This window comes from Pantoea sp. GW821-FHT03E06 (assembly GCF_059420725.1).
On record NZ_JBWKUG010000001.1, the window covers coordinates 1,740,006 to 1,762,011 of the forward strand.

General features: G+C 52.9%; 25 protein-coding genes and 1 other annotated feature. Of the genes, 14 read left to right on the plus strand and 11 right to left on the minus strand.

What is annotated here, in order from left to right; translation table 11 throughout:
• Position 1: 1 nt before the first annotated feature.
• On the plus strand, positions 2–997 hold the full coding sequence (astE, locus tag AC07WB_RS08080) for a succinylglutamate desuccinylase (RefSeq protein WP_345826833.1): 996 nt from the start codon (positions 2–4) through the stop codon (positions 995–997).
• Between the two features lie 327 nt (positions 998–1,324).
• A complete protein-coding gene (gene spy / locus AC07WB_RS08085) occupies positions 1,325–1,822 on the plus strand; it encodes an ATP-independent periplasmic protein-refolding chaperone Spy (protein ID WP_097094135.1) in 498 nt (165 codons plus the stop codon).
• 76 nt (positions 1,823–1,898) lie between these two features.
• Here the strand turns inward: spy and cho are convergent, their stop codons facing one another.
• From cho to AC07WB_RS08100, 3 genes are all read right to left on the minus strand, one after another.
• A complete protein-coding gene (gene cho / locus AC07WB_RS08090) occupies positions 1,899–2,759 on the minus strand; it encodes an excinuclease Cho (RefSeq protein ID WP_097094134.1) in 861 nt (286 codons plus the stop codon).
• Between the two features lie 110 nt (positions 2,760–2,869).
• Positions 2,870–3,697 carry an NAD(+) synthase gene (gene nadE, locus AC07WB_RS08095; RefSeq protein ID WP_097094133.1) on the minus strand — a complete coding sequence of 276 codons (828 nt, stop codon included), beginning with the start codon at positions 3,695–3,697 and terminating at the stop codon, positions 2,870–2,872.
• 117 nt (positions 3,698–3,814) lie between these two features.
• Positions 3,815–5,005 (minus strand): multidrug effflux MFS transporter, encoded by a 1,191-nt coding sequence (locus AC07WB_RS08100; protein WP_097094132.1) that lies wholly within the window; start codon positions 5,003–5,005, stop codon positions 3,815–3,817.
• Between the two features lie 192 nt (positions 5,006–5,197).
• On the opposite strand from AC07WB_RS08100, the gene osmE reads away from it, so the two are divergent.
• Positions 5,198–5,533, plus strand: a complete 336-nt coding sequence (gene osmE, locus AC07WB_RS08105; RefSeq protein ID WP_007892614.1) for an osmotically-inducible lipoprotein OsmE — start codon at positions 5,198–5,200, stop codon at positions 5,531–5,533.
• 54 nt (positions 5,534–5,587) lie between these two features.
• Here the strand turns inward: osmE and AC07WB_RS08110 are convergent, their stop codons facing one another.
• The 6 genes from AC07WB_RS08110 to hxpB all read right to left on the minus strand — a co-directional run bounded on the left by AC07WB_RS08110 (position 5,588) and on the right by hxpB (position 10,875).
• Positions 5,588–5,965: a DUF6515 family protein gene (locus AC07WB_RS08110; protein WP_400455531.1), complete on the minus strand. Its 378-nt coding sequence runs from the start codon at positions 5,963–5,965 to the stop codon at positions 5,588–5,590.
• Between the two features lie 197 nt (positions 5,966–6,162).
• Complete coding sequence (locus AC07WB_RS08115; RefSeq protein ID WP_097094130.1) at positions 6,163–7,554, minus strand: L-cystine transporter; 1,392 nt, start codon at positions 7,552–7,554, stop codon at positions 6,163–6,165.
• Between the two features lie 153 nt (positions 7,555–7,707).
• Entirely contained in the window at positions 7,708–8,298 is a 591-nt protein-coding gene (locus tag AC07WB_RS08120; RefSeq protein ID WP_097097547.1) for a metal-dependent hydrolase, read from the minus strand.
• Between the two features lie 140 nt (positions 8,299–8,438).
• Positions 8,439–9,200 (minus strand): 2-dehydro-3-deoxy-D-gluconate 5-dehydrogenase KduD, encoded by a 762-nt coding sequence (gene kduD, locus AC07WB_RS08125; protein ID WP_494940286.1) that lies wholly within the window; start codon positions 9,198–9,200, stop codon positions 8,439–8,441.
• A gap of 12 nt (positions 9,201–9,212) precedes the next feature.
• The gene (gene kduI / locus AC07WB_RS08130; RefSeq protein WP_345826831.1) at positions 9,213–10,049 is read right to left on the minus strand and encodes a 5-dehydro-4-deoxy-D-glucuronate isomerase; all 837 of its coding nucleotides are present in this window, start codon (positions 10,047–10,049) and stop codon (positions 9,213–9,215) included.
• A gap of 157 nt (positions 10,050–10,206) precedes the next feature.
• On the minus strand, positions 10,207–10,875 hold the full coding sequence (hxpB, locus tag AC07WB_RS08135; protein WP_494940287.1) for a hexitol phosphatase HxpB: 669 nt from the start codon (positions 10,873–10,875) through the stop codon (positions 10,207–10,209).
• Positions 10,876–11,017: 142 nt separating this feature from the next.
• Here hxpB and AC07WB_RS08140 point away from each other — a divergent pair, with 142 nt between their 5' ends.
• Positions 11,018–11,554 (plus strand): YniB family protein, encoded by a 537-nt coding sequence (locus AC07WB_RS08140; protein ID WP_345826829.1) that lies wholly within the window; start codon positions 11,018–11,020, stop codon positions 11,552–11,554.
• 4 nt (positions 11,555–11,558) lie between these two features.
• Here AC07WB_RS08140 and AC07WB_RS08145 read toward each other — a convergent pair whose 3' ends face one another.
• Together AC07WB_RS08145 and ghoS are read right to left on the minus strand one after the other, a co-directional pair.
• Positions 11,559–12,452, minus strand: a complete 894-nt coding sequence (locus tag AC07WB_RS08145; protein ID WP_494940288.1) for a fructosamine kinase family protein — start codon at positions 12,450–12,452, stop codon at positions 11,559–11,561.
• Positions 12,453–12,541: 89 nt separating this feature from the next.
• A complete protein-coding gene (ghoS, locus tag AC07WB_RS08150; protein WP_494940289.1) occupies positions 12,542–12,832 on the minus strand; it encodes a type V toxin-antitoxin system endoribonuclease antitoxin GhoS in 291 nt (96 codons plus the stop codon).
• A gap of 332 nt (positions 12,833–13,164) precedes the next feature.
• Between ghoS and AC07WB_RS08155 the strand changes: the two genes are divergently transcribed.
• The 10 genes from AC07WB_RS08155 (at position 13,165) to AC07WB_RS08200 (ending at position 21,967) form a co-directional block, all read left to right on the plus strand.
• Positions 13,165–13,926, plus strand: coding sequence for a DUF481 domain-containing protein (locus AC07WB_RS08155; RefSeq protein ID WP_097094123.1), 762 nt, complete (start codon positions 13,165–13,167; stop codon positions 13,924–13,926).
• Between the two features lie 246 nt (positions 13,927–14,172).
• Positions 14,173–16,110 (plus strand): threonine--tRNA ligase, encoded by a 1,938-nt coding sequence (gene thrS / locus AC07WB_RS08160; RefSeq protein ID WP_494940290.1) that lies wholly within the window; start codon positions 14,173–14,175, stop codon positions 16,108–16,110.
• On the plus strand, positions 16,106–16,657 hold the full coding sequence (gene infC, locus AC07WB_RS08165; protein WP_036621995.1) for a translation initiation factor IF-3: 552 nt from the start codon (positions 16,106–16,108) through the stop codon (positions 16,655–16,657). Before thrS ends, infC begins: the two co-directional genes overlap by 5 nt.
• Before the next feature lie 99 nt (positions 16,658–16,756).
• Entirely contained in the window at positions 16,757–16,954 is a 198-nt protein-coding gene (rpmI, locus tag AC07WB_RS08170) for a 50S ribosomal protein L35 (protein ID WP_004157374.1), read from the plus strand.
• 94 nt (positions 16,955–17,048) lie between these two features.
• Positions 17,049–17,405, plus strand: a complete 357-nt coding sequence (rplT, locus tag AC07WB_RS08175) for a 50S ribosomal protein L20 (RefSeq protein WP_007892678.1) — start codon at positions 17,049–17,051, stop codon at positions 17,403–17,405.
• Positions 17,406–17,520: 115 nt separating this feature from the next.
• Positions 17,521–17,647 (plus strand) — a sequence feature (Phe leader region).
• Positions 17,526–17,570 (plus strand): pheST operon leader peptide PheM, encoded by a 45-nt coding sequence (gene pheM / locus AC07WB_RS08180; RefSeq protein WP_121626058.1) that lies wholly within the window; start codon positions 17,526–17,528, stop codon positions 17,568–17,570. (Overlaps the previous feature by 45 nt.)
• A gap of 71 nt (positions 17,648–17,718) precedes the next feature.
• Positions 17,719–18,702 carry a phenylalanine--tRNA ligase subunit alpha gene (pheS, locus tag AC07WB_RS08185; RefSeq protein WP_007892680.1) on the plus strand — a complete coding sequence of 328 codons (984 nt, stop codon included), beginning with the start codon at positions 17,719–17,721 and terminating at the stop codon, positions 18,700–18,702.
• Between the two features lie 14 nt (positions 18,703–18,716).
• Entirely contained in the window at positions 18,717–21,104 is a 2,388-nt protein-coding gene (gene pheT / locus AC07WB_RS08190; protein WP_494940291.1) for a phenylalanine--tRNA ligase subunit beta, read from the plus strand.
• Positions 21,105–21,108: 4 nt separating this feature from the next.
• On the plus strand, positions 21,109–21,411 hold the full coding sequence (gene ihfA, locus AC07WB_RS08195) for an integration host factor subunit alpha (protein WP_007892687.1): 303 nt from the start codon (positions 21,109–21,111) through the stop codon (positions 21,409–21,411).
• 190 nt (positions 21,412–21,601) lie between these two features.
• Positions 21,602–21,967 (plus strand): DUF2502 domain-containing protein, encoded by a 366-nt coding sequence (locus AC07WB_RS08200; RefSeq protein ID WP_494940292.1) that lies wholly within the window; start codon positions 21,602–21,604, stop codon positions 21,965–21,967.
• Positions 21,968–22,006 lie beyond the last annotated feature (39 nt).

The following is a 22,006-nucleotide window of genomic DNA, read 5'->3' on the forward strand; positions in this document are numbered from 1 at the left end:
CATGCAGGATTTTTTACAGCAGACACTGTCTGGTGTGCCGCCACAGCAAAAAGAGGGCAGCAACGAACATCTTCGTTGGCAATGGCATAATGAGGGACTGTTGTCTCTCACACCGCATACCGCGACGCAGCAGGCTTTGGTGCTTTCCGCCGGCATTCACGGCAATGAAACCGCGCCGGTTGAAATTCTCAACCTATTGCTGACGCCGCTGTTAAAAGGTGAAAAGCCGCTAGCGGTGCGCCTGCTGGTGATTTTAGGTAATCCCGCGGCGTTACGCAGCGGTAAACGCTATCAGCAATACGATATCAACCGGCTGTTTGGCGGACGCTGGCAGCAGGTGGCTGATGTGCCGGAAGCGCAGCGTGTGTTACAGCTGGAGCAGGAGCTGGAGAATTTCTGGCGTGCCTGCCTCGATCATGAAGTGCGCTGGCATCTCGATCTGCATACTGCTATTCGCGGCTCATATCATGCGCGATTTGGCGTGATGCCGCTCAATCCGAATCCGTGGCCTGAAGAATTTATGCATTGGTTAGCGGCGGCGGAACTGGAAGCGCTGGTGTTCCATCGTTCACCCGGCGGCACCTTTACCCATTACAGCTGTGAACACCATGATGCGGCGAGCTGCACGCTGGAGCTGGGAAAAGCTTTACCTTTTGGTGAAAACGATTTGAGCCAGTTTGCAGGGGTACAGCAGGCGCTGGCGGCGCTGCTGTATGGCGAGACGTTGCCGGAAGTGCGTGAACGTCCGCGTCATTATCGCGTGGCGCAGCAAATTACCCGCCACGGTGAGAAGTTTGTCCTGCATATGGGGCCGGAAACCTTGAACTTTACCGCCTTCCCGCAGGGCACGCTGCTGGCAGAGGAGGGCGACACGCGCTATTACGTGCAGCAAGCGCGCGAATTTGTGCTGTTTCCCAATCCTCACGTCGCACCAGGATTACGCGCAGGACTGATGCTGGTGGAAGAGAATGAGCAGACGCAGGCGCTGGCGCTTTAATGTGCTTTCACCTTCACCCTAATCCTCTCCCGCCGATGGGAGAGGGACATTTCGGAGATGACGCTGGCACCGCCCACATTTCCCTTTCTGAAAACCGACAATGCCGTTACACTCCTCCTTAATTCCTGCCTTTTTCCTTTGATTGTCATAAACTTTTTCAATTCCTCACGCATTTCTTCGCTTTCTCTCCATGATTGCCTGATTTTTGTCTTTTATGCTTTCAGGGCTTTACTCAGCCTCTGAGTAGTTGACGTTCAGCGTCGTATGCTTGTTTCCGAAGACGCGACACAGGCTGTCGTCATTAAACTGATAAGTAAGGACAATATTATGCGTAAATTAACTTCTGTTTTCCTGGCTACCGCAATGGCTCTTGGTGCTGCAAATATCGTCCATGCTGCGGCAGACAACCTGACTCCGCCGCCAGCGGGCAGTGAAAAACCGATGCACAAGCCGCCGATGCGCCATCACGGCATGGAGATGATGTTTAAAGGACTGAATCTGACGGATGCGCAGAAAGCGCAAATCAAAACTATCCTGCGAGATAGCCATAAAGAGATGAAACGCCCGTCGCTGGAAGAGCGTCGTGCTGACCATGCCATCATCGCTTCCGATACCTTTGACCGCGCGAAAGCCGAAGCGCAGGCCGAGAAGATGACCGCGAACGCGAAAGATCGCGCTCTGCAGATGATGGAAACCCAGAACAAAATCTATAACGTGCTGACGCCAGAACAGAAAAAACAGTACAACGCGAACTTTGAGAAACGCTTAACGGAAAAAGGTCCGCACGATGGCAAAACCCCGCCAGCGCCGGCTGATGCTGAGTAAGCATTTTCGCTAACTGAATAGAGACCGCCGACGTTGTCCATTGCGTTCGATGCTTTGGGCAACGTTGGCGGTTTTTTTATAGCTCGATCAGCGGGAACACGCCTGAGAGCAGCGGACGGCAGAGAATTTTGTAGCCATCATGATCAAAGCCGTGCGAGGCACGCTGCAGCTGGCGCGCTTCGGCTTCGCTACTCACCGAACCCAACCAGAACCAGTGATCGATCACATGGATTTGCGTAATATCGGCACCGCGCTCCACCATGCCAACCGGACCTTGCCATGGCCAGCACAGGATACGCATCTGCTCTAAGGCGGCATGCAGACGCTGCTGATGCGCAGCAACCGACTCCTTTCCGCAGCACGCGCCGGCACAGCGGTTAAGCGCCGCACGAAAACAACCTCGCCCCGGACGCAACGATTCCAGTCCCAGCAGGCCGTGACACAAGCGCTGCTCATCGGCAAGCGTTTTCAGTTTCTCCAGCGCGGCAAAGCGGCTGCGAAACAGGCCATAAAGGTTGGGCGAACGGGAGAAGTCGAGATCCTTCGCATAAACCACCTGCGGCGCGCCGTCGCCTAATTGCAGCGAACAGAGCTGACGATTTTTACGAAGTCGCTTGTTGAATAGCGGCTGCTGAGTTTTGATCATTTGTGCTTCCAGCAGCTGCGCACCGACATCTCCTGCGGTGGGGATCCAGGTCACGCGCCGCGCCTGACGCAGCATGCTGGCTTCATCTGGCGTACGAAAATGTGCCATGACCCGACTGCGCAGGTTAACGCTTTTGCCGATATACAACGGCAGATTTTCATTTTCGCCATGGAAGGTATACACGCCTGGCTGGTTAGGTAACCCTTCCAGCCATTGACGTAGATGTTCGGGATATTGATAGATTGCTGCCGCATCGAAATCGAGGCGGTGGCTGGCTGCACGTCTGACCAAAGCACACTCCGATTACTGGTTGTCCATCCAGTGTATCAAAGTGTGCTTTTTCTCGCCAGTCAGCGGGGAGGAGAAAGTTTCCCGCATAGACGGCGGGAAAGGAGGAGCGCTTACTTCTTCCAGAAGTCGTCGAACACGGTAATCGGCGGACGACGTTTGTGCTCGGTTTTCAGATACCAGCCTTCAATGGTTTTTGCTGCGGCGGCATCAATGGTTTTGCCTTCCAGATAAGCGTCGATTTGCTGATAGGTGACACCAAGCGCCACTTCATCCTGCAAGCCGGGGCGATCATCTTCCAGATCGGCCGTCGGATGCTTCAGATAGAGATGTTCCGGGCAGCCGAGCGTTTTCAGCAGCTGTTTGCCCTGGCCTTTGTGCAAGCGGAAGATCGGATTGATATCGCTGCCGCCATCGCCGTATTTTGTGAAGAAGCCGGTGATCGCCTCAGCCGCATGATCCGTTCCTACCACCACACCTTTGGTCATGCCGGCAATGCTGTACTGCGCTTTCATGCGCTCACGGGCTTTCTCATTGCCACGCACGAAATCTGAAACGGTAATACCCGCCTCTTTCAATGCACGTTCACTGGCTAGGATCGCTTCTTTAATATTCACTACCAGCGTGCGGTCCGGCTGGATAAATGCCAGCGCATCCTGACAATCCTGCTCATCGGCCTGCACGCCATACGGCAAGCGTACGGCGATAAAGGTGTAGTCATTATCGCCGGTCTCTGCACGCAGTTCGCGAATTGCCGTTTGTGACAAAATGCCGGTAAGCGTGGAATCCTGGCCACCGCTGATACCGAGGACCAGCGTTTTCAAAAACGGGTGGGCTTGCAGATAGGATTTCAGGAAATCAACGCTGACGCGGATCTCCTGCTGCGGGTCAATAACGGGCTTAACACCAAGGGCTTCAATGATTTCCTGTTGCAATGACATGGACCTCTCCTCAAGTCAGTAGCCTGACGGCACAATGCGAATCATCTGCTAAAGCTAACGCCTCTGTCCCCAAACAACAAGCCGCACGGATTATTGTCGAAGTTAAAAGCTTACAAATCAGGCGCTTTTTGATTTCTGTACCAATATATTGAATGACACAATCGCCAGCATGAAGCAGCCAAAAATCGTGCCCGTCATGCTCACCACCGAGGTGCCGCCCAGGCCGGTGATTGGCACGCTAATGGCACCAAAGGTAAACATACACACGCCGATAACCGCCGATGCGCTGCCCGCACGATGTCCCTGGCTCTGCATTGCCAGGGAGGAGGCTGTAGTGGCAATCACGCCATTACTGGCAATGGTGAAGAACAGGGCCACCAGCAGGATCGGCAGCGCGGCACCTGTTAGTCCAGCCAGTAGTAAACAGCTTGACGCCACAAACGCCAGCGTAAGACCGCCTTTCAACACACGATACTCTCCCCACAGCGGGCAGAGGCGTGCACTGGTTTGGGATGCAATAATCAGGCCGAGGCCGTTGGCGGCGAAGCAGAAGCTGAATGCTTGCGGCGTGAGTCCGTAAAGCTGCTGCAGCACAAACGGTGACGCCCCGATGTAGGCAAACATACCGGACATCATGAAACCCTGCGTCAGGCAGAAGCCCATGAACTGACGATGCGTCACCACCTGGCCCAGTGCTGCCCACGCTGAAAAAATCGAGCCCTGGCTACGACGTTCGGCCGGTAAGGTTTCATGCAGCTTCCAGCGCGTGAGGAAAATTAACACAATGGCAATGCAGCCGAGCACCACGAAAATGCCGCGCCAGTTAAGCACCGTCATTAACGCGCCGCCCAGCACCGGCGCACCAATCGGTGCCAGGCCGTTGACCAGCATCAGCAGAGCAAAGAAACGCGTTAATTCATGGCCGCTGTACATATCGCGGGCAATGGCGCGCGACAGCACGGCACCGCCCGCACCGGCCAATCCTTCAAACAGACGAGCCACCAGCAACGCGTTGATATCTTTTGCCAGCGCGCAGCCAATCGAGGCAATAAACAGCAATATCAGCGATAACAGTAACGGACGGAGGCGACCAAATTTGTCGCTCATTGGTCCAAACAGCAGCTGACCGGCCCCCAAACCGAGCAAACCTGCCGTTAGGCTCAGCTGCGCCGTGGCCGTTTCGGTGTGCAGATCGCGCGCCAGTTCCGGCAGCGCAGGTAGATAAAGATCGATACAAAGTGGCCCGAGTGCCGCGAGCAGCCCCAGCGTAATGGCATAAACCAGGCGGTGAGAAGGTGCAGGTGTCATTTATCCTCAGTCTTAATTCATTGCTATCGGTATTTTTTCGCGGGTGATTATACGAACCCTGGCGCATCAACACAGCATTTTTACGAAAACCTGACGCTTAAGATTTTGGTGAAATTTATCCCATAAAGTTGATAAATCTGGATTTATGTTCCAGGCTTACTTCACATGGACAAAAAAACGAGGAACAACAACATGAATAAAGTGATGGGATGTATCGCTGCCGCTATGACGCTGGCAGCCCTGTCGGGTTGTACGACTTATGACAAAGCTGAAAGCTACGTAACCAAGCCGGTGGTAAAGGATGTGAAAAAAGGCATGACGCGTGATCAAGTGCGTCAAATCGCAGGTCCAGCCTCAACCGAAATCACCATGGTTCATGCGCGCGGTACCTGCCAGACTTACGTGATTGGCGAGCGTGACGGTAAACCGCAGACCTACTTCGTGAGCTATAACGATACCGGTCGCGTGATGAATTACGGCTTCCAGAGCTGTAAGGATTACGATACCGACCCGCAAGCGGCGCAATAAGCGCAGCAGAATAATAAACGGCCCGTCATTGACGGGCCGTTTTTCGTTGCAGGCTTATAAGCCGTAAGGGCGAGGCACTTCAATATAGCTGCCGCCGATTTCGCGCTGGTAGTAATGGCCTTCCTGCACATAGTAGCGCTTGCCATTGAAATCGAGCACGCGCATGCCGCCAGCGGGCGGGCTGTCAGGCGGTTGTACTACCACGTAAGTGTCGCCCTGACGCTGATAGTAGCTGCCATTCAGCATGTAGTAGGTGAGTCCGCCAATCAGCACCGCCGTTGCCGCTTCAGGTAAGAAGCGTAGCGGGCCAGGCCCACCCCAATGCGGGCCTCTCCCCCAATGTGGACCAGGGCCCCAACCGCCGGGATACGCATGACTGATAGCTGGTGTTAATAAGGTTAACGCCAGCACCGAGGCGATAACATTTTTCATCGGTGATTCTCCTGCTGTGATTAGCAGCAGAATTGGCCTTCTGGCGGCAAAACTCAAGCGAAAAGCGGTCGATTTTTCCTCTTTTTACTATGCTTAACGCTTTCCTGACACAGCCGCCATGATTGGGGTGAATTGGGGAGAAAAGAGCATAAAAAAACGGCAGGCCCATTGGCCTGCCGTTGTGTTAATGCGGTGCGTTAGCGGTGCGCCAGTTCAGCGTGTTCGTCGCTCTCCAACACTTTTTTGTCGGTCAAACCGAGCCAGCGGCTGGTAAGTGAACCGGCCGTCATTGAGCCATTAACGTTGAGCGCGGTACGGCCCATATCAATCAGCGGCTCGATGGAGATCAGCAGCGCGACCAGCGTGACCGGCAGGCCCATCGCCGGCAACACGATCAGCGCGGCAAACGTTGCACCGCCACCGACGCCCGCCACACCGGCGGAACTCAGCGTCACGATACCCACCAGCGTGGCAATCCACATCGGATCGAAGGGATTGATGCCAACCGTAGGAGCAACCATTACCGCCAGCATCGTCGGATACAAGCCCGCACAACCGTTCTGACCAATGGTGGCACCAAACGATGCAGAGAAGCTGGCAATGGATTCGGGTACGCCGAGGCGACGCGTCTGCGTTTCCACATTCAACGGAATGCTCGCGGCGCTGGAGCGGCTGGTGAAAGCGAAGGTGATCACCGGCCACACTTTACGGAAGAAGCGCATTGGGTTGATACCGTTGACCGACAGCAGCAGGGCGTGCACGGCAAACATAATGGCCAGACCGAGATACGATGCAACAACAAAACCACCCAGCTTAATGATGTCCTGCAGATTGGAGCCGGCCACCACTTTGGTCATCAACGCCAGCACACCGTACGGCGTCAGCTTCATGATCAAACGTACCAGCTTCATCACCCAGGATTGCAGAGTATCGATCGCCACCAGCACGCGCTCGCCTTTGACCTTGTCATCTTTCAGTAGTTGCAGCGCCGCCACGCCGAGGAAGGCAGCGAAAATCACCACGCTAATGATGGAAGTAGGGTTGGCACCGGCCAGATCGGCAAACGGGTTTTTCGGAATGAACGACAGCAGCAGCTGCGGCGTGCTGAGGTCAGCGACTTTGCCAACATAGTTGCTTTGAATTGCACTCAGACGCGCGGTTTCCTGCGCACCCTGTACCAGACCTTCAGCGCTTAGGCCGAACAGGCCGGTAACCAGTACGCCGACCAGCGCGGAAATCGCGGTTGTCACCAGCAGCACGCCAATGGTTAGCACGCTGATTTTACCTAGCGATGAGGCATTATGCAGACGCGCAACGGCGCTCAGAATCGAAGCGAAAACCAGCGGCATCACAATCATTTGCAACAGCTGAACGTAGCCATTACCGACGATATTGAACCAACCAATTGACGCTTTTACCGTGGCGCTGTTTTCGCCGTAGATGGTTTGCAGCGCCAGACCGAAGGCCACGCCTAATACCAGACCGGTCAGCACGCGCTTTGACAGGCTCCAGCTTTGGTTGCCAATGCGGTTCAACAGAATCAGTAGCGCGATAAACGCCACAATATTAATGATTAGGGGAAAATCCATGCTCAACTCCAGAGTGTGCCGCGCCAGCAGATTATGATGGTGCGGATAACAGTAAGTCCCCGTTAGGGAATATTTAGAATGTTATCAGTTCAGCGTTGGGCGGGCTTATACCCAAAAAGAATGTTTTATAACTTTATCGCTGTATTTGTGTGGTTATTGACCGTTTCGACCATTAACCATGCGACCGACGCCATTTTGTAGCGTATTGAACAGTTGTTCCGGCCAGCCATTGGCACCAAAAGAGGGCATTCCGGGCGGGAACCATAAGGCATAACCGACCAGCGCGAGACAAAGCGCGCGTTCAAGTTGGTTACCTTTTTGACTATTAAGAATCGGTAAGCGGAAGCGCCAACGGCAGGGCCACAGCAGCGGCACGCCTGCGGGGGTGAGCATATCGGCCACGATATGGCTGAGATAGCCAAGCGTCATGCCTTGCAGCACATCAGCGGGCAAAAACCAGTCGGCAGGCACGTTAATCTGGAATAGCCACAACCCCACCGCCACGGCCAGTAAACTGTGAGTAAAGCCGCGGTGACCAAAAGCGCGGGCAATGGGGTGCGATAGCCACCTTAGCCGCTGGCCTAACACGGATTTAGGGTGATCGATATCGGGCAGCAGACAGGTTAGCAATGCAGCAGGCACCAAATGCCACCAGTCGGCGCTGGCCAGGACTGGCGTCAGTTCCGCACGCTTGGCAAAAATGGCGCTGGCAATGGCAAAAATGATATGGCCTTCGGCCGTCATGATGGAACCTGGCTGCATAAAACTGTCGATGCATCCAGTATAGGGATTTATCCAGTAAATGAGAATGGTGACGCTGTAACGAAGCGTTAATAATTTCTGCTTTCCCGCGCCACAATGACGCGGGAAAATAAGGGGTTAGCTTAGCGTGCTAACCATCCGCCGTCGACAGCCAGCGTGTAACCGTGCACGTAGTCTGCAGCGCTTGAGGCAAGGAAGACAATCGGCCCCATCATGTCGTCAGGAATGCCCCAGCGTCCGGCAGGAATACGGCCTAAAATCTCCTCATTGCGCGCTTCATCACTGCGCAACTGCTCAGTATTATTGGTCGCCATATAACCCGGCGCAATGGCGTTGACGTTGATACCGTGTTTTGCCCATTCATTTGCCATCAGGCGTGTTAAGCCCATCACCGCGCTTTTCGAGGCGGTATAGGAGGGCACGCGAATGCCGCCCTGGAACGAGAGCATTGAGGCAATATTGATGATCTTGCCGCCATGGCCTTGCGCGATAAACTGACGCGCCACCCGCTGCGACAGGAAGAACAGACTCTTACTGTTAATGTTCATCACATCATCCCAATCTTTTTCGCTGAAATTAAGCGCATCTTCGCGGCGAATAATGCCAGCGTTGTTGACCAGAATATCAATACGACCGGCGTGGGCTACCGCCTGTTCAACAACGTGTGGAACCACGGAAGATTGGGTGAGATCGGCCTGTATCGACCAGAAGCGGCGTCCTAGCGCCGCGACTTTAGCTTGGGTATCGTCAGGCCCCGCGCGGTTGACGCCAATAATGTCACAACCCGCCTGCGCTAAACCGAGCGCCATGCCCTGGCCCAGTCCGGTATTGCAGCCGGTGATCAGCGCCACTTTGCCTTCCAGATTAAATGCATTGAGTATCATGATTGCTCCTTGTTAGCGCAGCGCGCTGATGTTGACGTGGTCCATGTCATCAAATACCTGGTTTTCACCCACCATCCCCCAGATAAAGGTATAACGCTGCGTACCGACGCCAGCATGAATCGACCAGCTGGGGGAAATCACCGCCTGCTCATTGTGCACCAGCAAATGACGCGTCTCTTGCGGCTGGCCCATCATGTGGAATACCGCGCTGTCATCGGCCATATCAAAGTAGAAATAGACTTCCATGCGGCGCTCATGCGTGTGACACGGCATGGTATTCCACAAGTTACCGTCATCGAGGCGGGTTAAGCCCATGGTCAGCTGGCAGGTAGGCAACACATCCGGCACGATGAATTTATTGATAGTGCGACGATTCGAGGTGGCGGCATCGCCCAGCGTGGCTTTAACCGCTTCGTTGAGGGTGATTTTTTTGTCAGGATAACGCGTGTGCGCCGGTGCGCTGTTGTAGTAAAACTTCGCGGGATGATGGGCATCGCTGCTGCGAAAAATCACGCTCTGCGCACCTTGCCCAACATACAGTGCTTCCTGCTGGCCAATCTCCCAGGTTTTGCCGTCTACTTCAATTAAGCCCGGTCCGCCGATGTTAATCACGCCGAGCTCGCGGCGTTCGAGGAAGTAACTGACGCCTAACTGCTTGCCGACTTCATGGCCAATAGTGACTGCAGTGTGCACCGGCATTACGCCACCGATGATGATGCGGTCAATATGGCTGTAGGTGAGGGTGTAATTGTCAGCGTCGAAAATTTTCTCGATGAGAAACTCGCGGCGTAAACCGGCGGTGTCGAGGGTTTTGGCGTGATCGCTGTGTATGCTTTGACGAACGTCCATCTCAGGCCTCTCAAGAGTCAAAGGAAGTGGTCCCGATGCGGGTCTTTGGGCATCTTAGGCAGGATGGGATGTGAATTCAATAAAAATGAAACGATGTTTTATTTATTTGAGCAGTTGATCAAATTGCATAAAAAAGCCCGCGTTCAGCGGGCGACGGTTAACCGTGCAGATGCTCGGGTTTGAGCTGGGTTAAATCATCAAGAATAACATTCGCCAGCGACCAGCGCGCATCATCACGATGTTCGGGGGCAGGCACTACAATCGAACGCATGCGTGCCGCTTTGGTAGCGATCATGCCGTTGAACGAGTCTTCCAGCGTTACGCAGTTCAAGGGATCAATCCCCAGTTTGGCTGCCGCATCCAGGTAAACCTGCGGGTGCGGTTTGCTGTAGGGCAACGCTTCGGCTGAAGCCAGCACGTCAAAGTAGTTGCGCAGGTCGAACATCTCCAGCACGCGTTCCAGCATGTGCAGGGGCGAAGCGGAGGCGAGACCGATTTTCAAACCCTGCTGCTGGCACAGTTGCAGTGCCTGCTCCACGCCCGGCAGCAGCGGACGTGTCTCTTCAACCAGCGCGATCGCACGCGCAATGATGCGCTTTGTCACTTCCTGCTGGTCCGGACCGCTCCAGGGCAGCGCTTCAAACCACATGCGCACGGTTTGATCGATGCGCAGACCTAGCGTATCCGGTAATTCATGGCGGCGGGTGATATCCACATTGAGGCTGGCGAAAATATCCAACTCAGCCCGATCCCATAACGGTTCAGAGTCAATCAACAATCCGTCCATATCAAAGATGGCGGCCAAAACAGGACGACGGTATGACATAAAACTGCTCCCTAAGACATTTTGCTTACCTTAGCACGAGTGCTCAAAAAAGCCGACTTACGGCAGGTTACGCATTTTTCAGGAAAAATTGCGATAGTGCAGGTAGACTTAGGCAAAACGATGATCAGTTCAGGGAGACTCCATGACTTACCAACAGGCTGGCCGCATCGCCATCCTTAAGCGCGTGGCTGGTTGGGTGATTTTTATACCTGCATTGCTGTCCACCCTTATTTCGCTACTGGGTTATATGTTTAAGCACAGTGAAAAGCAGCCCGGCATTGATGCGGTGATGCTCGATTTTGTGCATGTGATGGTCGATATGGTGAAATTCAATACGCCGTTTCTTAACGTGTTTTGGCAGAACTCGCCGATACCGGAATTTCACGGCGGCACGAATGTGGGCTTTTGGCTGATCTACATTCTGATTTTTGTTGGCATCGCGTTACAGGCTTCAGGCGCACGCATGTGGCGTCAGTCACGCCACATTAAAGAAGGTATTGAGGATCAGTTGATTCTGGAGCAGGCCAAAGGAAGTGAAGGGCGAACGCGTGTGCAGCTGGAAGATAAAATCCACATACCGCGTCACACCATTTTCTTACAGATTTTTCCGCTCTATATTTTGCCCGTCATTATCGCTATCGCCGGATACTTCGTGCTGAAGCTGCTCGGTATGTTGTAAAGCGTCAGGCCGGTCTGGCCTGACGTTCTCCCAATACATCTTCATCTAACAACTGGCCGACGGCCAATTGCGCTGCGCCGGTCCAGTTGCCGCCAAAGACATTGGCGCGATTGAGCAGGTAATAGAGCTGATAAACGGGCTGTCGCTGCGAGAAACCGTCCGCCAGCGGCCACACAGCCTGGTAGCCATCAAAAATCTCACGCGGAAGATCGGCGTAGTAGCTCAGCATCGCCAGGTCGCATTCACGATCGCCCCAATAACAAGCCGGATCAAAGAGCCAGGGCCCGTTCGTGCTGCCCGCACAGTTGGCTGGCCATAAATCGCCATGCAATAAAGAAGGCTGCGGGTGATGGTTGGCCAGCGCGCGCTGTACGCAATCAACAATCAGTTCGGTATCGCCGTAATGCACGCCTTTTTCCGCTGCTAACTGCAGCTGCCAGCCGATGCGTTGTTCAGCGAAAAACACCGACCAGCGGCGTAGCCAGCTATTAGGTTGTGGTGTGGTCGTGATGTTGTTGTCGAAATCGAGGCCAAATTGCGGTTGCTCGCTCCATTGATGCAGATGCGCTAATTGCTGGCCGAGCTGAAAAGCACTTTGATGATTGAACGGCTCGGGCGAGATGTACTCCAGCAGCAGGAAGCTGGTGTCGCGATCGTTACCGACGCCATACACTTTTGGCACCCGTACGGTCTGCGTGCGCGCTAACAGGTCAAGCTGGTCCGCTTCCCAGCTAAATAGGGTGAGCATATCGCGAGTGTTGCATTTAACGAACACATCTAACTCGCCATAACGAATGCGCCATGCCGGATGGACATCGCCGCCGGGCAGTTCCTGACGTTCGGTAATGTCGGCATCGCCGGCGTACTCGCTTAACAGTCGACTAATGGCTGACCACATCGGGTAATCCTCTTTATTCGCTGTGTAAGTTCGATTGTAACGCGCAAAACTTCAGCAAACCTGACGTCGATGCCGTTTTTTGCAATGAGTCAGGATTGTTCTTTCAAAAAAGCGTCCAGCGTCGTGATTTTAACCTCAGGTTTATGTTTCAAGGCAATTTCGGCATAGCCCGCCGCTTGCTCTGCCACTTCACGTTCCTCTAAAGCACTGACGAAACCGAAGCTATTGGTTCCCAGTTCGTGTGGATGGCCGTCATCATCGCTGAGAGTGGTGCTAAATCCAGCATTGATCATTGCACTGTTAACCGACTGGAGGTCACCCAATCCATTTTCTTGATACTTCAACGTGACAATGTAACGTTTGACATCATGGTCGCTCATTATTCACCTCATTGTTATCGAACAGATTTCAGCGTAGACCAGCAGGCAACATAGAGCGAATTTTAGGCGATTTAACGCTGCTAAGTGGAGGGTAAATCTTCGTCAATAAGGTTCGGAAAATTCTTGTGGCTTTTGGGCTGCTATTTAATTAATTGCCTCCTATAATGCGCAGCGAAAATGGGAAGATTCCCATTAAATAAGCGCTTCAGCGACTTTTTTGGCTTTTTTTGTGAGTACATGCTTTTTTACAAAACTTACGCTAAATTGCATTGCTTGGCCGGAGAAACGCTTCAAACTCTTCGTTTTTTAAACTGTCGTACGGGTTACTTTTAATGAAAGCCTTCAACAAGCTGTCCGCTGTTTTATTGCTCTCTGCTGGAGCATTTTGTCACCAGGCATTTGCAGATAACGCCGTTTTCACCTCTATGGATGACCCTTCCACGGCAAAAAAACCGTTTGAAGGCAATCTTTCAGCGGGTTATCTGGCTCAAACAGGTAACACCACCAGCTCGTCGCTGAGTGCTGCTACCAATATGACATGGTACCAAACCAATACCGCATTGAGTCTGTGGGGCAACGCTTCGAACAACTCTTCAAATGATGAGCGTTCGTCTGAGACCTACAACATTGGTGGCCGTAGTCGTTATAACCTCAACAGCGCCGATTACCTGTTTGGCCAGGCAAGTTGGTTGAGTGACCGTTTCAACGGTTATGACTCACGCGATGTACTGACTGCCGGTTATGGTCGTCAGATCCTTAACGGTCCTGTTCACTCACTGCGTGCTGAAGTCGGTCCAGGTGTGCGTTACGACGACTTCCATGATGGCGGACATGAAACCAAAGCGCTGGGTTACGGTGCGGTGAGCTATCAATGGCAGCTGACGGATACCACCAAATTTATTCAGGGTGTATCTGTGCTGAGCAGCTTCGGTGAAGACACCACGCTGAACTCAGAAACTGCGCTGCAGGTGGCGATTAATGACCACTTTGCGTTGAAACTAGGTTACAACGTGACCTGGAATAACAATCCGCCAGAATCTGCACCGGATCGTACTGATACCAAAACGACGATCCAGCTCTCATACGCAATGTAAGCGAGCCCGATATAAATCACCGCTGCCAGGCCTGTGCCTCGCGGCGGTTTTTTTTATTTCTCTTTAGCTTAGCGAATCTCTGCACGGGTTTTGATCGGCAGCGAAAGCTGCTATTATCATCGCCGCTTTACATTCCTGGCGTCATTCCGACAACGTGGGTCTGACATTACGCCGGGTTACTTATTACCAAACTGATTTTTGCATGTAGGCTTTCGTGTGGCTTACCACTGCAATTAAGGATATGAAATGCCAGTAATTACTCTTCCTGATGGCAGCCAACGCAGCTTTGACCGTCCCGTCAGCGTGATGGATATCGCTTTGGATATTGGGCCAGGTTTGGCGAAAGCCTGTATCGCCGGTCGCGTGAATGGCGAATTGGTTGATGCGGTTGATCCGATCACCGAAGATGCTCAGGTAGCGATTATTACCGCTAAAGACGAAGCCGGTTTAGAAATCATTCGTCACTCTTGCGCGCACCTGTTAGGGCATGCGATTAAGCAGCTGTGGCCAAACACCAAGATGGCTATCGGCCCGGTGATTGATAACGGTTTCTATTATGACGTTGATCTGGACCACACCTTAACGCAGGAAGATCTTGAGCTGCTGGAAAAGCGTATGCACCAGCTGGCTGAAAGCAATTACGATGTGGTTAAGAAGAAGGTGAGCTGGCAAGAAGCACGTGATGTGTTTGCTGAGCGTGGCGAAAGCTACAAAACCACCATTCTTGACGAGAACATCAGCCATGACGATCGTCCTGGCCTGTATCATCATGAAGAATATATCGACATGTGCCGCGGTCCGCACGTGCCGAACATGCGTTTCTGCCATCACTTTAAACTGCAGAAAATCTCCGGGGCTTACTGGCGCGGCAACAGCGATAACAAAATGCTGCAGCGTGTTTACGGTACGGCCTGGGCGGATAAAAAGCAGCTGGCTGCTTACTTGCAGCGCCTGGAAGAAGCGGCAAAACGCGACCACCGTAAAATCGGTAAGCAGCTTGATCTCTACCACATGCAGGAAGAAGCGCCGGGCATGGTGTTCTGGCACAATGACGGCTGGACCATCTTCCGCGAGCTGGAAGTGTTTGTGCGTACCAAGCTGAAAGAGTACGACTATCAGGAAGTGAAAGGTCCGTTTATGATGGACCGCGTGCTGTGGGAAAAAACGGGTCACTGGGAAAACTACAAAGAAGCGATGTTCACCACCTCATCCGAGAACCGTGAATATTGCATCAAGCCCATGAACTGCCCAGGCCACGTGCAGATCTTCAACCAGGGTCTGAAATCCTACCGCGACCTGCCGCTGCGTATGGCGGAATTTGGTAGCTGTCATCGTAACGAACCTTCAGGTGCGTTGCATGGCCTGATGCGCGTGCGTGGCTTTACTCAGGATGATGCTCACGTCTTCTGTACCGAAGATCAGGTACGTGATGAGGTGAACAGCTGTATCCGTATGGTATACGACATGTACAGCACCTTCGGTTTTGAAAAAATCGTGGTGAAACTGTCGACCCGTCCGGAAAAACGTATCGGAACCGACGAAATGTGGGACCGTGCGGAAGTAGATTTAGCAGAAGCCCTGAAAGAGAATGACATTCCATTCGAATATCAGCCGGGAGAAGGTGCCTTTTATGGCCCGAAAATTGAGTTTACCCTGTACGATTGCCTCGATCGCGCCTGGCAGTGTGGCACCGTTCAGCTAGACTTCTCCCTGCCTAAGCGTCTGGACGCTACTTATGTAGGCGAAAACAACGATCGCCAGACACCGGTAATGATTCACCGTGCAATTCTCGGTTCGATGGAGCGCTTTATTGGCATCCTGACCGAAGAATTCGCAGGATTCTTCCCGAGCTGGTTGGCGCCGGTGCAGGCTGTGGTGATGAATATCACCGATAGTCAGTCAGAATATGTCAGCGAATTGACAAAGAAATTGCAGAATGCGGGCATTCGTGTCAAAGCAGACTTGAGAAACGAGAAGATAGGCTTTAAAATCCGCGAGCACACATTACGTCGCGTCCCTTATATGCTGGTTTGCGGTGACAAAGAGGTGGAAGCAGGCAAAGTTGCCGTGCGCACCCGCCGTGGTAAAGACCTTGGGAGCATGGACGTAGATGTGTTTGTTGAGAAGCTGCAACAAGAGATTCGCAGCCGACATCTTCACCAATTAGAGGAAACAGGTTATTAAAGGCGGAAAACGAGTACAACCAACACGTCCGAACCGTATCAACGGCGAAATCCGAGCCACCGAAGTGCGCTTAACTGGCGTAGACGGTGAGCAACTTGGCATTGTCACCTTGCGTGAAGCCATTGAGAAAGCTGAAGAAGCTGGCGTAGATTTAGTTGAAATCAGCCCGAACGCCGAACCGCCGGTTTGCCGTATTATGGATTACGGCAAGTTCCTTTATGAAAAGAGCAAGTCTTCTAAGGAACAGAAGAAGAAGCAGAAAGTTATCCAGGTTAAGGAAATCAAATTCCGTCCTGGTACCGATGATGGCGACTATCAGGTCAAACTACGCAACCTGATTCGCTTTCTGGAAGAGGGCGATAAAGCCAAAATCACGCTGCGTTTCCGCGGTCGTGAGATGGCGCACCAGCAGATCGGTATGGAAGTGCTTAACCGCGTCCGTAAAGACCTGTGTGAAGACATGGATTTGGCGATTGTCGAATCCTTCCCTTCGAAGATCGAAGGTCGTCAGATGATCATGGTGCTCGCTCCTAAGAAGAAGCAGTAGGCCTTCAAGTAATAAAACCGCGCAGCGCTTGCGTTGTGCGGATTTTTATTCGCCTATCTGATTCATTTTATTAACAATGCGAAGTGGATATTTGTAAAAATGCCAAAGATTAAAACTGTACGTGGCGCCGCTAAGCGCTTCAAGAAGACCGCTTCTGGTGGCTTCAAGCGTAAGCACGCAAACCTGCGTCATATTCTGACTAAAAAGTCTACTAAGCGTAAACGTCACCTGCGTCCGAAAGGCATGGTGTCTAAAGGCGATCTGGGTCTGGTTATTGCCTGCCTGCCGTACGCATAAGTAAACTTTTTATAAATTTGCCTGAAAACGTTGCGTAACAGCCATTGGCTTGCAGGGTATAAGGCGTCACAGAATATGATATAGGAGAGCTCACATGGCTCGCGTTAAACGTGGTGTAATTGCTCGCGCACGTCACAAGAAAATCTTAAAACAAGCTAAAGGCTACTACGGTGCACGTTCACGTGTATACCGCGTTGCTTTCCAGGCTGTTATCAAAGCTGGTCAGTATGCTTACCGTGACCGTCGTCAACGTAAGCGTCAGTTCCGTCAACTGTGGATCGCGCGTATCAACGCTGCGGCTCGTCAGAACGGTATCTCTTACAGCCGTTTCATCAATGGCCTGAAAAAAGCCTCTATTGAAATCGACCGTAAGATTCTGGCTGACATCGCTGTATTCGACAAAGTGACATTTACTGCACTTGTTGAAAAAGCAAAATCAGCTCTGGCGTAAGTCAGTTGAAAAAGGGAGCTTGCTCCCTTTTTTATTGCCTGCAACTCACGCAAAAGATTGACATTTTGGCCGCTGCGCATTTCAATAGTGCGTTTTCTATCATTACCAGGTAACGCAAGCATGCATGCTGCAATTTTCCGTTTCTTTTTTTACTTTAGCGCCTGAACATCAGGGGCTTTTGCGCATTAAGAAAAGAAACGAAAAATCGCGCTGAAAGCCTCCCTCGTGGAGGCTTTTTTGTTTCTGGCGACACTTAATCGGATCACACGATCCCAACGAGAACTGACCAGCCCGGCTGGAAGAAGAGGAAATCATGTCCCAACTCGCAGACCTGGTGGCCCGTGCCACGGCCGCCATCGACGAGGCGGCGGATATCGCTGCTCTGGACGCCGTGCGCGTCGAATTTCTGGGTAAGAAAGGGCACCTGACGCTGCAAATGACCACCCTGCGTGAATTGCCGGCAGAAGAGCGCCCGGCCGCAGGTGCGGTTATTAACGACGCCAAGCAGCAGGTGCAAGACCGTCTCACTGCCCGTAAAGAGACGCTGGAAAGCGCCGAGCTCAACGCGCGTCTGGCTGCCGAAACTATCGATGTGTCATTGCCGGGTCGCCGCGTTGAGAATGGCGGCTTGCATCCGGTGACGCGTACCATCGATCGTATCGAAAACTTCTTTGGCGAATTGGGTTTTGCGGTGGTAACCGGGCCTGAAATCGAAGACGATTATCACAACTTCGATGCATTAAACATTCCGGGCCATCACCCGGCACGTGCCGATCATGACACCTTCTGGTTTGATGCCACGCGTCTGCTGCGTACCCAAACCTCAGGCGTGCAGATTCGTACCATGAAAAATCAGCAGCCGCCAATCCGCATCATCGCGCCAGGACGCGTTTATCGTAACGACTACGATCAGACGCACACGCCGATGTTCCATCAGATGGAAGGTTTGATCGTCGATAAAGACATCAGCTTCACCAACCTGAAAGGCACGCTGCATGATTTCCTGAACAACTTCTTCGAAGAGAATCTGCAAATCCGCTTCCGTCCTTCTTACTTCCCGTTTACCGAACCCTCTGCTGAAGTGGACGTGATGGGTAAAAACGGCAAGTGGCTGGAAGTGCTGGGCTGTGGGATGGTACATCCCAATGTTTTGCGCAACGTGGGCATCGATCCGGAAGTGTATTCCGGCTTTGCCTTTGGCATGGGCATGGAGCGTCTCACCATGCTGCGCTACGGTGTGACCGATCTGCGCGCCTTCTTCGAAAATGATTTACGTTTCCTCAAACAATTTAAATAAGGGCAGGTTATCCAATGAAATTCAGTGAACTCTGGTTACGCGAATGGGTAAATCCAGCCCTGGATAGCGCTGCGCTGTCTGAGCAAATCACCATGGCCGGACTTGAAGTCGACGGCGTGGAGCCGGTTGCCGGTGCGTTCCACGGTGTTGTCGTGGGTGAAGTGGTTGAGTGCGGCCAACATCCTAATGCTGACAAACTGCGCGTTACCAAAATCAACGTCGGTGGCGACCGCCTGCTGGATATCGTCTGTGGCGCACCAAATTGCCGTCAGGGTCTGAAAGTCGCGGTTGCCACCGTTGGCGCGGTACTGCCGGGTGATTTCAAAATCAAAGCGGCAAAACTGCGCGGTGAACCCTCTGAAGGCATGTTGTGCTCGTTCTCGGAACTGGGTATTTCCGACGATCACAGCGGCATCATTGAGCTGCCTGCCGATGCACCGGTTGGTGCCGACATCCGTAGCTATCTGCAGTTGGATGACAACACCATCGAAATTAGCGTGACGCCAAACCGCGCCGATTGCCTCGGCATCATCGGTATTGCGCGTGACGTCGCGGTGCTGAACGGATTACCGTTGACTGCACCAGCCATTGAGCCGGTTAACGCGACCATCGCCGATACGTTCCCGATTCGCGTCGATGCGACCGCCGCGTGCCCACGCTACCTTGGCCGCGTGGTGAAAGGTGTGAATGTAAAAGCCGCCACGCCGTTGTGGATGCGTGAGAAGCTGCGTCGCTGCGGCATTCGCTCAATCGATCCTGTCGTCGATATCACTAACTATGTGCTGCTGGAACTGGGCCAACCGATGCATGCGTTTGACCTCGATCGCATCGAAGGCGGCATCGTGGTGCGCATGGCGAAAGAGGGCGAAGTGCTGACGTTGCTGGATGGCACCGAAGCCAAACTGAGCAGCGATACGCTGGTGATTGCCGATCACTACAAAGCGCTGGCGATGGGTGGCATCTTTGGTGGCGAGCATTCTGGCGTCAACGAAGAGACGCAAAACGTCCTGTTCGAATGTGCCTATTTTGATCCGCTGGCAATTACCGGCCGCGCGCGTCGTCAGGGCCTGCATACCGATGCCTCGCATCGCTACGAACGTGGCGTCGATCCGGCGCTACAGCACAAGGCGATTGAACGCGCCACGCAGCTGCTGCTGGATATCTGTGGTGGCGAGGCGGGCCCGGTGATCGATCAAACTGACGCCAGTGCACTGCCGCCGCGCGCCACCATTACGCTGCGTCGTGAAAAGTTAGACCGCTTAATTGGTCACGTCATTGCCGACGAGCAGGTGACGGATATCCTGACGCGTCTCGGCTGCGAAGTGACGATCGGCAAGGGTGAATGGCAAGCCGTTGCGCCAAGCTGGCGTTTCGATATGGCCATCGAAGAGGATTTAGTGGAAGAAGTCGCGCGTATTTACGGCTACAACAACATTCCCGATGTGCCGGTTAAAGCCAGCCTGATCATGACTCAGCATCGTGAAGCTGATTTGTCGTTGAAGCGTGCGAAAAATCTGTTGGTCGATAAAGGCTATCAGGAAGCGATTACCTACAGCTTCGTTGATCCGAAGGTACAGCAGTTGCTGCATCCGGGCGAAGAAGCGCTGATTCTGCCAAGCCCCATCTCCAGTGATATGTCTGCGATGCGTCTGTCGCTGTGGACCGGCTTACTAAGTGCGGTGGTGTACAACCAAAACCGTCAGCAGGGGCGTGTACGCCTGTTTGAGAGCGGCTTGCGCTTTGTTCCTGATACACAGGCCGATCTGGGCATTCGCCAGGATCTTATGCTGGCCGGTGTTTTAAGCGGTAATCGCTACGAAGAGCATTGGGATCTGGCGCGTCAGACGGTTGACTTCTATGATTTGAAAGGCGATTTAGAGTCGCTGCTGGATTTGACCGGTAAACTTGATGAGATTTCCTTCCGTGCGGAAGCCAATCCGGCGCTGCATCCAGGACAAAGTGCCGCAATTTATTTACGCGGCGAACGAATCGGATTTATCGGGGTGGTTCATCCAGAGCTGGAACGTAAGCTGGATCTTAACGGTCGCACCTTAGTGTTTGAACTGCTTTGGAATAAGGTCGCAGACCGCGTCCTGCCTGATGCGCGCGAGATTTCCCGCTTCCCGGCAAACCGTCGTGATATCGCCGTTGTGGTGGCTGAAAACGTGCCTGCAGCAGATATCATTGCGGAGTGTAAGAAAGTTGGCGTAAATCAGGTAGTTGGCGTAAACTTGTTTGACGTGTACCGTGGTAAGGGCGTAAACGAAGGCGAAAAGAGCCTGGCGATTAGCCTAATTTTGCAGGATACCAGCCGGACACTCGAAGAAGAGGAGATTGCCGCGACCGTTGCCAAATGCGTTGCGGCATTAAAAGAGCGATTCCAGGCAACCTTGAGGGATTGAACCTATGGCGCTTACAAAAGCTGAAATGTCAGAGTACCTGTTTGAAAAACTCGGGTTGAGCAAACGCGATGCCAAAGAGTTGGTGGAACTTTTTTTTGAAGAGGTTCGCCGCGCGTTGGAAAACGGAGAACAGGTAAAGCTGTCCGGATTTGGTAACTTTGATCTGCGTGACAAAAACCAGCGTCCGGGCCGTAACCCGAAGACGGGGGAAGATATTCCTATCACCGCGCGCCGAGTGGTGACATTCCGTCCGGGACAGAAGTTGAAAAGTCGCGTCGAGAACGCGACACCCAAGGATGCTGACTAATTTCAGTACGACAAAAAGGCCGCTTAGCGGCCTTTTTTTTGCCTGAAAATTGGCCGTTCTGCATGATTTATACATGATGTAAGGATTTTGTAAGTATGCAGAAAATATGACGAAAATCGGGACCCGCTGATAGTGACCGCTGCAAGCTATTTGTTATAACAGCGCCATCACATTACAAGAGGTTTCGCTGATGAAAAAGACAGCACTTTTATTAAGCATCCTATTAGGGATGCCGCTGCTGGCAAGCGCCAACGTGTCCGTTAATATCAATTCGCCGGGCGTTTCGATTCATATCGGCGATCAGGATAAGCGCGGCTATTATTGGGATGGCTACGACTGGCGTGCGCCAACGTGGTGGAAGCAGCATCACAATCAGCGCATTGGCACCAAGGGTCCGCACGGCTACTGGAATGGTAACGGTTGGCAGGCGCAGCATCCGGGCAAAGGGCCGCACAAGGAGAATTCGCGTCAGCCGCATCCGCAGCAGCGTCACGATCAGCACGATGATCATCAGCAGCATGATAATCACGGTCAGCCAATTCCCCCGCATCAGTAATGCACTTCCAGCGGCGCCTGCACAGCGCCGCTTTCTTTT

What these genes read in the sequence shown, in the direction of transcription:
- astE (WP_345826833.1), top strand. Translation starts at nt 2, where the DNA reads ATGCAGGATTTTTTACAGCAGACACTGTCTGGTGTGCCGCCACAGCAA.
- spy (WP_097094135.1), top strand. Translation starts at nt 1,325, where the DNA reads ATGCGTAAATTAACTTCTGTTTTCCTGGCTACCGCAATGGCTCTTGGT.
- nadE (WP_097094133.1), bottom strand. Translation starts at nt 3,697, where the DNA reads ATGTCATTGCAACAGGAAATCATTGAAGCCCTTGGTGTTAAGCCCGTT.
- AC07WB_RS08100 (WP_097094132.1), bottom strand. Translation starts at nt 5,005, where the DNA reads ATGACACCTGCACCTTCTCACCGCCTGGTTTATGCCATTACGCTGGGG.
- osmE (WP_007892614.1), top strand. Translation starts at nt 5,198, where the DNA reads ATGAATAAAGTGATGGGATGTATCGCTGCCGCTATGACGCTGGCAGCC.
- AC07WB_RS08110 (WP_400455531.1), bottom strand. Translation starts at nt 5,965, where the DNA reads ATGAAAAATGTTATCGCCTCGGTGCTGGCGTTAACCTTATTAACACCA.
- AC07WB_RS08115 (WP_097094130.1), bottom strand. Translation starts at nt 7,554, where the DNA reads ATGGATTTTCCCCTAATCATTAATATTGTGGCGTTTATCGCGCTACTG.
- AC07WB_RS08120 (WP_097097547.1), bottom strand. Translation starts at nt 8,298, where the DNA reads ATGACGGCCGAAGGCCATATCATTTTTGCCATTGCCAGCGCCATTTTT.
- kduD (WP_494940286.1), bottom strand. Translation starts at nt 9,200, where the DNA reads ATGATACTCAATGCATTTAATCTGGAAGGCAAAGTGGCGCTGATCACC.
- kduI (WP_345826831.1), bottom strand. Translation starts at nt 10,049, where the DNA reads ATGGACGTTCGTCAAAGCATACACAGCGATCACGCCAAAACCCTCGAC.
- hxpB (WP_494940287.1), bottom strand. Translation starts at nt 10,875, where the DNA reads ATGTCATACCGTCGTCCTGTTTTGGCCGCCATCTTTGATATGGACGGA.
- AC07WB_RS08140 (WP_345826829.1), top strand. Translation starts at nt 11,018, where the DNA reads ATGACTTACCAACAGGCTGGCCGCATCGCCATCCTTAAGCGCGTGGCT.
- AC07WB_RS08145 (WP_494940288.1), bottom strand. Translation starts at nt 12,452, where the DNA reads ATGTGGTCAGCCATTAGTCGACTGTTAAGCGAGTACGCCGGCGATGCC.
- ghoS (WP_494940289.1), bottom strand. Translation starts at nt 12,832, where the DNA reads ATGAGCGACCATGATGTCAAACGTTACATTGTCACGTTGAAGTATCAA.
- AC07WB_RS08155 (WP_097094123.1), top strand. Translation starts at nt 13,165, where the DNA reads ATGAAAGCCTTCAACAAGCTGTCCGCTGTTTTATTGCTCTCTGCTGGA.
- thrS (WP_494940290.1), top strand. Translation starts at nt 14,173, where the DNA reads ATGCCAGTAATTACTCTTCCTGATGGCAGCCAACGCAGCTTTGACCGT.
- rpmI (WP_004157374.1), top strand. Translation starts at nt 16,757, where the DNA reads ATGCCAAAGATTAAAACTGTACGTGGCGCCGCTAAGCGCTTCAAGAAG.
- rplT (WP_007892678.1), top strand. Translation starts at nt 17,049, where the DNA reads ATGGCTCGCGTTAAACGTGGTGTAATTGCTCGCGCACGTCACAAGAAA.
- pheS (WP_007892680.1), top strand. Translation starts at nt 17,719, where the DNA reads ATGTCCCAACTCGCAGACCTGGTGGCCCGTGCCACGGCCGCCATCGAC.
- pheT (WP_494940291.1), top strand. Translation starts at nt 18,717, where the DNA reads ATGAAATTCAGTGAACTCTGGTTACGCGAATGGGTAAATCCAGCCCTG.
- ihfA (WP_007892687.1), top strand. Translation starts at nt 21,109, where the DNA reads ATGGCGCTTACAAAAGCTGAAATGTCAGAGTACCTGTTTGAAAAACTC.
- AC07WB_RS08200 (WP_494940292.1), top strand. Translation starts at nt 21,602, where the DNA reads ATGAAAAAGACAGCACTTTTATTAAGCATCCTATTAGGGATGCCGCTG.